We start from the raw sequence: 12888 nt of genomic DNA on the forward strand, positions 1-12888 counted from the left end.
CTTGTGGTCGCCACGCGGGAGCGAGTCTGCGAGCACCTCAGCTGTGGATTCGGATGCAGTCGGCGCGCGAATCTCAGATTTCCGGCTTGGCGCCGCCCGCGCCTCGACGTCTCGACGATCCGCAGCCTCCGCTGACGCAGGCATCGACATCGAATGCCCGATCGCGCGGCGGGGCGTGGCGTTCGATCGCGCCGCGGCCGATATCGAAGAGTCTATGAACGGTTTTGCCTCTCGAAACGAACACCAGCGAATCCGGGACTCGGTCGGAAAAGTAGCGAAAAAGGAGAAGCCATGCGTATGACCGTTCTGGGAACCGGCTACCTGGGTGCAACCCATGCGGCCTGTATGGCCGAACTGGGCCACGACGTCCTCGGCGTCGACGTAGACCCTTCGAAGCTCGCCAAGCTGGAGGCCGGCGAAGTTCCCTTCTACGAGCCGGGATTACAGGAAGTCCTTAAGCGCAACATCGACGAAGGCCGCCTTAGATTTACTGATTCTTACGAAGAGGCAGCCGACTTCGCAGACGTCCACTTCTTAGCTGTCGGGACACCGCAGAAGCGCGGAGAGTACGGGGCTGATCTCAAGTACGTCGACGCCGTAATCGACACTTTGAGTCGGTTGATCACGAGACCAGCGGTCATTTTTGGCAAGTCAACCGTTCCAGTCGGAACCGCCGAGCGTCTGGGACGACGGGCTCGTGAGCTCGCACCCAGTGGTGTTCAGATCGAGGTGGCATGGAACCCAGAGTTCCTCCGCGAAGGTCATGCGGTCGAGGACACGCTACGTCCAGACCGTTTAGTTGTTGGCGTTGATGAAACTGCCCCGAGTCGCGCAGAAGGAATCGCAAGGGAAATCTACGAAAAAACGATTTCCTCCGGCACGCCGTTCGTGCTCACAAACCTTGCAACGGCGGAACTGGTAAAGGCCGCGGCGAATGCATTCCTCGCAACTAAAATTTCCTTTATTAATGCGATTGCTGAGGTCTGTGAGGCTGCGGACGGCGATATCACACAGCTCGCCGACGCCATCGGACATGATGATCGAATTGGGAGAAAGTTTCTCAACGCAGGAATAGGATTCGGCGGAGGATGTCTTCCCAAAGACATCAGGGCTTTTATGGCACGCGCAGGCGAACTTGGCGCAGACCAGGCGCTTACCTTCCTTCGGGAGGTAGACAACATCAACATGCGCCGCAGGACACAGATGGTGGAACTGACCCGCCGTGAATGCGGCGGATTCTTGGGTGCGCGTGTGGCGATACTAGGGGCTGCATTCAAGCCTGAGTCCGACGACGTTCGCGATTCACCTGCTCTGAACATAGCAGGTCAGATACACCTCCAAGGCGCAGACGTCAGAGTATATGACCCTAAAGCAATGGAGAATTCGCGGAGACTATTTCCGACGCTCACCTACTCTGAATCGATCGAGGAGGCGTGCGAGGGCGCGGACGTACTCTTAGTACTTACTGAATGGAAAGAGTTCATCAGTTTAACGCCTCAAGACATCGGCAAGCGAGTCAGATCAAAACGCGTGATTGACGGTCGAAATTGTTTAGATGGTGCCCAATGGCGTGCAGGCGGTTGGACGTATAGGGGCCTCGGACGAGCGTTGGGGAACACTAAATGAACGGCTACAGGGGACGCCTATACGGGTTCGCCTACCTATCTGCTGGAATACCAACGATGGAGGTATCCCAGTGAAACACGCAACACATGCACAGCATATTTTGTACCTCGCAGTAATTCCGTGGTACAGACAAGAATGTGTCAACGTATTGGCTGGGCGCATGGGAGACAGTTTAAGGGTCTTTGCGTCTGAGTACGGGCTGGATCCAACAGTGAGAACTGGTATCGACAGCGGAAACTATACCCTTGTGAGCAGACGCGGCATTCTTGCGGATCGGATCTTGTTTCAGGCGATCCCGCTTGAGGTGTTTCGTACTAAAGGATCCGTAGTCGTCGACCTGAATCCGCGAAGTTTTTCTGCGTGGGCAGTCCTGTTATATAGACGTTTCACAGGTAAGCGGATCCTTGTGTGGGGGCATCTTCATCCGAGGCGCGGTGCGGGGACAAAAACTGCCGCAGTCCGGAGAGCTATGCGCCGGATTGCGTCGGGTGCGATTCTATATGGATACGACAGCGTCACGGCCGCTCGGTCTGAACTACCCAACCAGCCGGTGTGGGTGGCCGCAAACGCGATATACAAACGCACAGCGATGCACTCGACCGGATTGAATCAAACCCGGAACACCATGATATATGTAGGTCGTCTGGAAATGTCCAAGAACGTGGACCAGCTCATTCTCGGGTACCGCGACTCTGAACTCTGGCGAGTCAATGTCAGATTAGGAATAGTCGGCGAAGGTTCTCTACGGAAACAAGTCCAAGAACAGGCTGAAGAATTCGGACTTTCGGACTCTGTTGATTTTTATGGACAGGTCAACGACGAAGCCGAGCTTGCGAAAATATACGGGCAGGCAATTTTCTCTTTGTCGCCGGGATATGTGGGTCTCAGCGCAACGCAAAGTCTTGGCTTCGGTGTGCCGATGGTCTATGCACGAGATGCGCCTCATGCGCCCGAGGTGGAGCTTAGAAGACTGGGATTTATGCAAGAATACGAACCCACGACTGCGGATGGACTCGCCGCGGCGATGAAAGTGGCGTACGCAAAGTACATATCGATCCCGGAATCGACAACGGACCGAATCGCCGTTACGACCGCATCTTTCTACTCCGCTGAGATAATGAGTGACGGCATAATTTCGGGACTCTTGAATAATGCTGTCGAATACGGGACTGACGGATGGCCAATCGGAAAGAATCAAGAATGACCGAATCGAGATCTCGTCTGCCTAATAGCTTGCGAACCGCGGCGTCTGGCGTTCTCAACTGGATGGCATTGGGAAAAAACGTTCAAACGGGGAGAAACTTTAGGGCGGGCCGCTCAGCGATAATTAGTGCTCCTCATAGTTTGACTTTTGGGCACAATGTGAGTGTCGGTCCCCGCTCGGTGATCCAAGTAGATGGTCAGATGGGGAACTTCCTAATGGTTGGAATGAACGTTCACATCGTAGGACGCGATGACCACGCAATCGATGAAATTGGTACTCCAATGCTGTTTAGCACTTGGTCCGGTGATCGAGAACCGCGTGACACCGACTTCGTGACAATAGGTGACGATGTTTGGATCGGAGCCTCCGCGACTGTTCTCAGCGGCGTTACGATAGGAAGCGGAGCGGTCATTGGAGCAGGCGCTGTAGTAATCAACGATGTCTCCCCCTTCGGAGTAGCAGTAGGTGTTCCAGCGCGCGAAGTGAGCAAGCGGTTCGACGATCAAGAGCAGCGTGACCGTCACCTCGCGCTGTTAGCGGAATGGGACGAAGCGCAGTCACTGTCCACGACATCGAATCAGGTTGGTTAAAAATGGCTGATCTGAACCTTGTGGGTATCAACTATTGGCCAGAGCCAACAGGCATTGCGCCATATATGACCGGCCTCGCTGAGGGACTGGCGGGGCGTGGAATTGATGTTGAAGTTATTACGGGGTACCCCCACTATCCGGCATGGAAGACGGACTCCACCTTCCATGGGTGGTCAACGTGCGACTTGATCGACGTGAAGCGTCCGGCAGTCCATCGGCTGCGGCACTACGTGCCGAGCCAGCCGTCGGTGCCGCGTAGGCTATTGATGGAGCTGGCGTTCGCGGTCCGCGTGGTCACGCATCGTCATGGCAATCGTGACGATGCGGACACGATCTGTTCGAGTCCGACGCTACTTAGCGCCGCGGCGGTTCTGCTCCGAAAGAAAGTTAGCCGTCAAAAAGGATCTGTGACGGTTTGGGTACAGGACTTCTACGGGCTCGGAGCCGTGGAGACTGGACAGGTGAAGGCTGGGCGTCTGGTCGCCGCGATTCGTTTCGTGGAAGGTTGGGTTCTTAGAAACTGCGATCACGTAGTTGTTATACACACGTCGTTCAAGAGTCACATAGTGCACGACTACAAAATACGCCCGGAGAAGATCAGTATCATCAAGAACTGGACGCATACGTCCAGGAAAGATCGTCTTGAGGATGAACGCGACATCAGACACGAATATGGATTCGGGGAAACCGCGACGGTCGTATTGCACGCCGGGAACATGGGCCGCAAGCAAGGCTTAGAGAACGTGGTAAACGCAGCGCGCCTAGCACTAGCGGCCGAGTCGAATGCCGATATGGTATTCGTATTTCTGGGCGACGGAAACAGGCGCACGGCACTCGAGGACGCGGCACGTGGCATGCCAAACGTAGTTTTTATTGATCCTGTGGACAGCACGACGTTCCAGCTGTTACTCGCAGCTGCTGACGTACTTTTGGTCAACGAAGCTGCCACAGTGCAGGGCATGGCTGTGCCGAGTAAATTGACTTCGTACTTTGCTGCAGGTCGCCCCGTAATAGCGGCGACTCATTGCGGGACTGGGACGGCACAAGAGCTGGAGGCGGCCGGTGCCGGCATTAGAGTGGAACCCGACGCCCCCGCGGAGATCCTGGGCGCGGTTGCCAGGTTAAGCAGTGTCGAGGGTCTTGCGAAAACATGCGGCGAGAATGGTAAGCGATACGTCGAAGCAAACCTGACAGAAGACGCCGCGATCAACAAATTCGTCACTCTCATTCGAGGATCTAAGCAGAAGACGAGTGCGTTGACGCAGTCGGAAGGGGCAATGAAATGACGTCTCCCAACTTCTCGCTCGCGGGCTTCACAGGCGATGGATACTCCAAGGGCAAAGGCCGAATCGCGCAGATCGGCTGGATGTCGGTGCGGAGCCTACTGCGATGGTGGTGGATTCCTAGTAAACTTCGAGTCTTCGTGCTTCGGCTTTTTGGCGCCGACATTGGGCGCAATGTTCTGATAAGGCACAGCGTCACAATACACTGGCCCTGGAAGCTCAGAATTGGCGACAATTCATGGGTTGGGGAAGGCGCGTGGATTTTGAACTTAGAGCCAGTAAGTATCGGATCCAATTGTTGTATTTCGCAAGATGTTCTGATCTGCACCGGGAGTCACGATCGGCGTTCTGCAACCTTTGAGTTCGACAATGCCCCCATAGTGATAGGAGACGGTGCGTGGATTGCGGCGAGAGCAACAGTCCTGAGGGGTGTCACTATAGGAGAACATGCTGTCGTAGGCGCTTGCTCATTAGTCTTCACCGACGTAGGGCCATCAAAACTCATTCATTATCCGGCAGCGGTTGCAGGTAAGTGAAAACATGGTAGCAACAATAGCGCTGTTTAATACCCTTATCGGGGTCTGTGCCATCGTCATCGCAACTAAAGGGCGGGTTGGATACCTGATATCACCGTTCTCGGTTTCGATGGCGTTGTTGATAGCTATATTCGGCATCCGGCCGCTACTGATCAGTTCAGACCAAGATCATCTCTTTTATGGCTACTCGGTCGCATCGGGATATCTATCCGCGGTACTGGTTGGCGGTGTGGCAATTCTGTCTCTGACGCTCGGATACTGGCTTATTTCTACCTCGGGTGTGCACTCAGAAAAGGTCTCGGCTGCAAACGGCCACAACCCCGCGCAGGCGAGGTCGTCTGATCCATTGCAGCCGGACGACGTTATGACGCGAATTGGTCAGCTGTCTGCGTCGACGATGGCAATCATATGTGTAGCCCTGGTCATGAGCTGGGTATCGCTGATGGTTGTAGCTGGTGGGGGGCCTGGTGTACTTACAGAAATGGCCGGCGGTAGGTCGGATGCGACTGCACTCGCGACAGAGAATCTGCCCCTTATCGTCTACTCTTTGCCTGCGGCAGCGGCCTATGTGGCCTGTTTTTGGAGAGTTGCGGTCGAGCGAATTGATAGCAACCTGAGTGGGGGAAGCAAGCTAATATTTTGGGCAGTGATTCTTGCGTCACTGGCTCCCCCAGCGCTACTCGGCAATCGTCGTTTTATACTACCGTGCGTAATTGCAGCAGTCATCGCTTCTAACCTGCCGCTGTCGAAATGGACCGCACGCGTCTCCGCGGTGAAGATCGTGCTGTCGATCGTCGTCGTAACGGTACTCGCTGCCATCCCTTATGTTCGTAGCGCAGGGTCCAGGCAGGCTGGCGACAACTTGCTTAGTGCGCTGTCAGGCTACATCAACACCGAAGGCTTTGGTGGTGTCTTCACCAACTTCTTCCGTTCTTACGATACAGAGATGTACGACTATATTGCCTTAATATCGCCAAAGCTCGGTGGCGCGGTGCCGTATGGACTTGGGCGTGGGGCATTCGTAGATATCGGGGTCGCCGCGTTGCCAGCGGGTACGGTACAAATTCCGTCATGGTCAAATCAGCTACTGGTAGAGAACTTTGGCCAAACATGTGCGTCCGGGATTTGCCCCGTACCAAGTTTTGCTGGAACAGCCTATTTCGATTTTGGCTATCTTGGAGTTGCAGTATTTGGCATCGCTCTTGGAATTGCATCGCGAAAGTTCGAAAACATCGTACACAACTATCGCGGCCTTGCGTTTCTCGCGATTCTAATCGCTGGTTCTCTTCCCGCGACTGCCGTTCGGGGTAACTTTCCGTCGCAGATTTGGATCGGCCTCAACATATTTGTGCTTGCGGCGGCGGTCGTCTGTGCTGTGGCGCTTGTCTGTCGCCCACAGGAGAAGAAGCGACTAGGACGCGTTAGCGCTAGTCCACTTGTGGGTGGAAGAACATCTTCGTGACGGCTACCGACGTAAGAGGTGTCGCGGGCCAGGCCGGCTATATTGCCGGAGGCCGACTTATAGGAGCCTTGATCCAAGCTGTCTGCTTGGCTCTCGTTGCTCGCAGCCTCGGACCAGCTGACTTCGGGCTTTTTGCTATGTGGTACGGGCTTGCGGTCGTTTTGCAAGCCTGCCTGAACATGGGGCTAACACCGCTGCTGGTTCGGATCAGAGCGGTCGGCGGACGAGACGCTGACGTACTTCGCATTCTGACTATTAGCCGGCATGCCTTGTTTGTTTTTTCGAGTTCAGTGACCTTGGTTGCGGTGCTGGCAGCAAGTCTGTTGGGCGCGGAATGGTACCTGGTCGCCTTGGTGGTGTGGGTGGCAGCGGACAATTTGGTAGAAATCTATTTGGCGATCCCGCTAGCGGATGGACGCGCCTGGGAAAACGCCATGTCACTTGTGTTCCGTCGATCGATATCGGGTGCAATATTGTTGGTTGGCCTTTGGAGCAATTCTAGTTCGGCTTTGTTTTACTCTGCTGGTCTCGCGATAGGTTCAACTCTCGTTTTGTACCCGGTTATGAGGTCGGGCAATTCTCGTTTGCGCGAGTCGCAGTCGGCATTGACCTACCGCCAGCTGTTTTCCGAGGCTCGATATTTTTGGTATAACTCGCTGGCCACGCAGGCGAGAAATGTAGACGTATTTGTCGTTTCGCTCTTGGCGACCGGTTCGAGTGCTGGCGCCACTACGGGTTACTACGCGGCGGCCAGTCGGCTGACTAGTCCTCTACGTATCGTCCCTACATCCTTTGCTTCTGTTTTGATGCCGGCCGCTGTGCGGTCCGCTAAGGCGGGCAGCTATCGGGGCATTGTCCGTGCGACGCTATTAATTTGCGTGGTCAGCTCGTTAGGGTTTCTGATCGTGGCAGTTCTGGCGCCGATCGCGTTGCCGTTCATTCTGGGAAGTGAATATGCTGACGCAGCGTCCACAATCCAGATAGTTTGTGTGGGTTTAGTGTTCGCGTCGGTCTCGTCGCAGTTGAACGCCGTACTACAGGCCTTGGGTCACGCGCGTCTCGTGTCGAACGTGTCGGTAGTTTCAACGGCCATGTGCCTACTTCTTGTGGCAGCGCTCGTGCCAATCGGCGGTGCGGTCGGGGCGGGTTGGGGTTTAACGATTAGTTATTTTCTTCAATCAATAATTCTCGCGTTTGGTACAGTACATGTGATTCGGAGGACCAAGAAGTGACAAACTTCTACATTAGCATCGCGGCTGCTGAAGGTAACGTCGGCGACATTGTCATTCGACGCGAAGTCATCCGTCAGTTCCGCGCTTCTGGATTGCAGCCCTACATTTATAGGGGTGCTATGAGTGATAGTTATGTGGACGCATTCAACCTCGATGCGTCGGAAGTTGTCACTCCTTCGCCTGTGCGGTTTCTCGCCGCTCTGTTCCGCGACACGGCTTCACGAGGCCGTCCCGTAGTTGTAATGGCGCCCGGGCCGATACGCGTTGGCGGCTCTGCCAAGACGAGTCTCAAGCATATTCTTCTAATTTTGGTCCTGTCTTTGGTTCGCCTTTCTGGTGGCAATGTGTTGACGGTAGGGCGATCTGTAGAAATCGGTCGGCGGTATGGGCTAGTGGTGGAGCGTGCTCTCGCAGGCATTTCTAATATCTATATCGCGCGCGACTCTCGGACCTCCCAATTGATTGGCGATAAGTCGAGACTCTTCCCTGACTACGCGTTTCGCGGACAGCCTTTACAGTCGCGCGCGGCAAATGTCCCCTCGGCTGTGCGAAGTTTATTGGTGGTTTCTTTGCGCCATGACAGACTATCGATTGAGGATGCCCCTACCATTGACGCGATAGGAAGGTACGCTCTGGTCCACGGGTTAGAACTGAAGTTTGTTGCGCAGGTGAGAGAAGATTCAGATCAGAATGCTCGTTTAGCCGCGTGGCACGGCGCGAGTTTCGATGCCTGGGATTTCGGCGTTTCGCATTCGTTAATAGAAGAGCGCCTTGCGGAAACATACACGCGTGCCACCGCCGTGGTAAGCGATCGTTTGCATGTTCTGATCCTGGCTGCTCGGTTGGGTGCTATACCGATTATCTTTCATAGACCTTCCGTCACAAAACTTCCTGACGCGCTCGATTACGTTCTCCTACCTCAACGAATCGAGTCTGGCGATGTGTCGGCCGTATTCAGGACGGACTCCGCCGAACACAAGCGCATTGAAGACAGGATCGTTGTGGCCGCTGCTCGTATGGAGGAACTCGACGCTGAACTGGTAGAGAAGGTAGCCGTTTCCGCAGGCACAAAGTCGTCTTCGGACCAACCCGCGCACGCTGCACCGTGCAGTGTGGCGGCCGGCAGAGATGCCCAAATCGATGTGAAGGAATGGTCCCAGAATGGCAAATAGCAAGATCGCATTAATAACGGGAATAACAGGTCAAGACGGATCTTATCTTGCAGAGTTCCTGTTGTCCAAGGGGTATGTCGTCCACGGGCTAATTCGCCGGTCTTCGTCCTTTAACACGGCGCGTATTGATCACCTCTATGTGGACCCACACGACCCGTCTGCCCGTTTGTTCTTGCATTACGGTGATTTAAGTGATGGCGCCCGTCTTGTGACGTTGCTTGCCTCGATTCAGCCCGATGAGGTGTATAACCTGGGAGCTCAGTCTCATGTGCGCGTTAGTTTTGACGAGCCGGAGCACACTGGCGACACCACTGGGATCGGTTCGATCCGACTACTCGAAGCGGTTCGGGTAGCAGGTATAAAGTGTCGTTTCTACCAAGCGTCGAGCTCGGAAATGTTTGGTGCTTCGCCTCCGCCCCAGAACGAAGAGACTGTTTTCTACCCGAGGTCGCCCTACGGTGCCGCGAAAGTTTATGCATACTGGGTGACTCGAAACTACCGCGAAGCTTATGGGCTGTTTGCGGTGAACGGGATTCTCTTTAATCACGAGTCGCCACGCCGGGGTGAGACGTTTGTGACTCGAAAGATTACTAGAGCCGTGGCGCGAATCAAAGCGGGTCGCGAGCGTTTCGTGTACATGGGTAATCTCGACGCGGTGCGTGATTGGGGATACGCGCCCGAGTATGTCGAAGGGATGTGGCGGATGCTGCAGGTAGATGAACCGGACGACTATGTTTTGGCAACTGGTGGTCGGTACTCTGTAAGAGATTTTCTACATACGGCTTTTGAGCACGCGGGCTTGAATTGGGAGGATCACGTCCGGTTTGATGAGCGCTACCTGCGACCAACCGAGGTTGATTCGCTGATTGGGGACGCTAGTAAAGCTGAGAGTGTTCTGGGCTGGAAGCCGAAAGTCCATGCTCCTGAGTTGGCGCGGATAATGGTCGATGCGGACATCGAGTCGCTGAGTTGTGAGGGCAAATCCTGGATTGACGTCCCCTCAGTGTCCTCGCTGAGCGGGGAGATGTCCCGATGACGGGTCACCTGCATAAGGGCGTCGGCCTCGACCGCTCTGGTGTCACTTACGTTGCAGGACATAGGGGTCTTGTCGGATCTGCTATTTGGCGGCAGCTCGCTGACCGTGGTTTTTCGAATCTTGTCGGAATGTCAAGTAGCGAACTTGATTTGAAAGATCGAGAATCGGTTTTCGAGTTTTTCAGGGAGCGCAGGCCAGCGGTAGTTGTATTAGCTGCTGCCAAAGTCGGCGGTATTCTGGCGAATAGCACTTACCCGGCCGAGTTTTTGTCTGAGAACATACAGATTCAAGTTAATGTGCTCGACGCCGCGTTGGCTGTTCGGGTTCCGCGTTTGCTATTTTTGGGTTCGACATGTATCTACCCGAAGTATGCCGAGCAGCCGATTAAGGAATCCGCGCTGCTGACCGGGGAACTAGAACCGACCAATGACGCTTACGCGATAGCTAAGATCGCGGGAATTCTGCACGTTCAAGCGGTCCGTCGTGAGTATGGCCTGCCCTGGATCTCTGCTATGCCGACAAACTTGTATGGGCGCGGCGATAACTTCTCGGCGTCTGGCTCCCACGTGCTTCCAGCGTTAATACAAAGGTACGAAGAAGCCAGACGTTCGGGGTTGCCATCGGTTACGAATTGGGGTTCGGGTTCACCAAGACGTGAGTTTCTCCACGTGGACGACATGGCTTCTGCATGTTTGCATTTGCTGGAGACTTATGATGGTCCGACTCAAGTTAACGTCGGCACTGGTGTTGACGAGACGATCGCAAATATCGCTGAAATTGTTCGTGAGGTTGTCGGGTACGAGGGAGAGACACTTTGGGATACGACGAAACCTGACGGCACGCCTCGAAAGGTTGTTGATATATCAACACTCCGCCAGAGTGGTTGGTCTGCGAAGATTGACCTGCGGGACGGAATCGCTGACACTGTTCAGTGGTACCGGGACAATCTTGCATCCCTCAGGATCTAAGCTTGGACATAAGCGTGTGGTCTCCGGGGTCGAAGGGTGTTCCTCGGGGTGTGATGCCGCTATCCAGCGCGCGGGAAATGCGGACGTCGTGCATAATACAATTCATGGGCGATGGTTTTCCTCTGTCCCTAGATGTTGGTCCAATTGCTGTGAACATTCGTCGGGGGATGGATGTCTGCTTTTTCTCGCGAGACAGCGGACTGGGCGCTGGGCAAATTTTCGAGTGCACATGACAGTGACGCATCCAGACGAGCGTGCGACGACGGGAATGAGTTTTAATGCGAACAGTCCAGCGACCGCAAGACCGTAGCGCCGACACGTTGCGTTCTGCGCTTGATACTTTGAAGCGGGGATGGATCCTTGTCCTCTCCATAACGTTGTTCTGTGGAGCAATCGGTCTTTTGGTGAACCTACTTCAGGAACCCACTTACAGATCTACGGCGACGCTATACGTGACGTCAGGAAGCGACGACAACGCTCAATCTGCACTCCAGGGCTCGCAGGCCTCGCAACAGCGGGTAATGTCGTACGCTAAGCTAGTCGATTCAGACGCAGTCGTGTCCGCAGCGCTTGCAGACGGTGGCGGGGACCTTTCCGCTTCCGATGCACGGTCAGCGTTGAGTGCATCAACTACTCCGGACACCGTTCTTCTCAATATTTCAGCTGAGGGAACGAACCGGGAGGCCGTTGCTAGACTGGCTAACTCAATTGCGCAATCCATGGTCGTCTATGTTCAACAGTTGGAGACACCGAGTGGTGGTGGTTCGCCCCTAGCAAAGCTCACGGTTGTTACACCTGCCAGTTCCGTGGACTCTCCTGTTGCGCCGCAAACAGCTCGCAACACCCTGCTTGCTCTGGTTGTGGGCTTCATTCTCAGCGTTGCAGTGGTTTTTATTCGCGACAGGCTCAACAATCGTGTTCGTGACGAGGGTGAGCTAGCTGATGTAAGCGCGGCGCCCGTGCTCGCAACTGTTCCGTCCGATGACCTGCTACGGGAACAGGGCCTCATTGACTTCAGCTCCGGGGCGACTTTGGCCGCAGAAGCTTATCGGAAACTTCGTACGAACCTCGCGTTTACCACTGTAGATAGCCCGTCGCGAATCATCATCGTGACAAGCGCGCTCGCGGCTGAGGGAAAGACCACGACTGCGATGAACCTCGCCGCTGCCTTGGCCGAAACAGGAAAGCGAGTAGTTCTCGTCGACGCCGATCTTCGCCGTCCTCAGGTGTACCACCGGACAGGTGGGATGGGCGACGTCGGTTTCACTAACTACCTTAAGGGTGACGGATCTCTGGCGGACCTCCTGCAGCCATCTGAGGTCAGTGGGCTTCAAATCTTGGCTTCAGGCCCTCAACCGCCCAATCCCGCTGAGCTGCTCGGCTCGAAGAAGGCGGGTCAGGGAATTAGCAACCTGTCTGAGATGTTTGACTACGTCATTATTGACTCGCCCCCGCTGCTGCCTGTCACAGACGCAGCAGTTCTCGCGCAGTGGGCTGATGGTGTGGTGCTCGTCGCCCGCGCAAATCAGTCGCGGGTTCCGGATGTATCTGCGGCTATCGAACAACTAGAGGCCGTCCAGGCGACGCTTGTCGGTGTGGTTCTTACCGATGTGCCCACCCGCGGCGGCGCATACAAGTACGGCTACTACTACACCTCGTCGGATGTTGTGAAGAAGCCGGGATTCTTCAGTCGTTTCGGCAAGACGAAGCCGCACCAGCACCAGAACATTGAAGTCGCCCTCGAACCTGCGCCGGCCAGTAAGAGTTAGGTGCTATTGC

The 12888-nt window shown here is 55.0% G+C and carries 11 protein-coding genes; all 11 read left to right on the top strand.

The window, feature by feature from the left end; genetic code table 11:
• Nucleotides 1-291 precede the first annotated feature (291 nt).
• The 11 genes from BH683_RS10845 (at nt 292) to BH683_RS10890 (ending at nt 12878) form a co-directional block, all read left to right on the top strand.
• A complete protein-coding gene (locus tag BH683_RS10845; protein ID WP_084836272.1) occupies nt 292-1626 on the top strand; it encodes a UDP-glucose/GDP-mannose dehydrogenase family protein in 1335 nt (444 codons plus the stop codon).
• 70 nt (nt 1627-1696) lie between these two features.
• Nucleotides 1697-2830 carry a glycosyltransferase gene (locus BH683_RS10850; RefSeq protein ID WP_168187016.1) on the top strand — a complete coding sequence of 378 codons (1134 nt, stop codon included), beginning with the start codon at nt 1697-1699 and terminating at the stop codon, nt 2828-2830.
• 281 nt (nt 2831-3111) lie between these two features.
• On the top strand, nt 3112-3420 hold the full coding sequence (locus BH683_RS10855; RefSeq protein ID WP_246833316.1) for a DapH/DapD/GlmU-related protein: 309 nt from the start codon (nt 3112-3114) through the stop codon (nt 3418-3420).
• A gap of 2 nt (nt 3421-3422) precedes the next feature.
• Nucleotides 3423-4706 (top strand): glycosyltransferase family 4 protein, encoded by a 1284-nt coding sequence (locus BH683_RS10860; RefSeq protein ID WP_168187017.1) that lies wholly within the window; start codon nt 3423-3425, stop codon nt 4704-4706.
• Nucleotides 4707-4786: 80 nt separating this feature from the next.
• The gene (locus BH683_RS10865) at nt 4787-5239 is read left to right on the top strand and encodes a DapH/DapD/GlmU-related protein (protein ID WP_348639222.1); all 453 of its coding nucleotides are present in this window, start codon (nt 4787-4789) and stop codon (nt 5237-5239) included.
• Between the two features lie 4 nt (nt 5240-5243).
• Nucleotides 5244-6701 (top strand): O-antigen polymerase, encoded by a 1458-nt coding sequence (locus BH683_RS28395; RefSeq protein ID WP_143696040.1) that lies wholly within the window; start codon nt 5244-5246, stop codon nt 6699-6701.
• The gene (locus BH683_RS10870; protein ID WP_084836276.1) at nt 6698-7933 is read left to right on the top strand and encodes a lipopolysaccharide biosynthesis protein; all 1236 of its coding nucleotides are present in this window, start codon (nt 6698-6700) and stop codon (nt 7931-7933) included. The genes BH683_RS28395 and BH683_RS10870 overlap by 4 nt, the downstream gene beginning before the upstream one ends.
• Nucleotides 7930-9105: a polysaccharide pyruvyl transferase family protein gene (locus tag BH683_RS10875; protein ID WP_143696041.1), complete on the top strand. Its 1176-nt coding sequence runs from the start codon at nt 7930-7932 to the stop codon at nt 9103-9105. Before BH683_RS10870 ends, BH683_RS10875 begins: the two co-directional genes overlap by 4 nt.
• The gene (gene gmd, locus BH683_RS10880; RefSeq protein ID WP_084836278.1) at nt 9095-10141 is read left to right on the top strand and encodes a GDP-mannose 4,6-dehydratase; all 1047 of its coding nucleotides are present in this window, start codon (nt 9095-9097) and stop codon (nt 10139-10141) included. Before BH683_RS10875 ends, gmd begins: the two co-directional genes overlap by 11 nt.
• Nucleotides 10138-11109, top strand: coding sequence for a GDP-L-fucose synthase (locus BH683_RS10885; protein WP_084836279.1), 972 nt, complete (start codon nt 10138-10140; stop codon nt 11107-11109). Before gmd ends, BH683_RS10885 begins: the two co-directional genes overlap by 4 nt.
• A 617-nt stretch (nt 11110-11726) precedes the next feature.
• Nucleotides 11727-12878 carry a polysaccharide biosynthesis tyrosine autokinase gene (locus BH683_RS10890; protein WP_246833310.1) on the top strand — a complete coding sequence of 384 codons (1152 nt, stop codon included), beginning with the start codon at nt 11727-11729 and terminating at the stop codon, nt 12876-12878.
• The last annotated feature ends 10 nt before the right edge of the window (nt 12879-12888 follow it).

This window comes from Williamsia sp. 1138 (assembly GCF_002095435.2).
Classification (GTDB): domain Bacteria; phylum Actinomycetota; class Actinomycetes; order Mycobacteriales; family Mycobacteriaceae; genus Williamsia.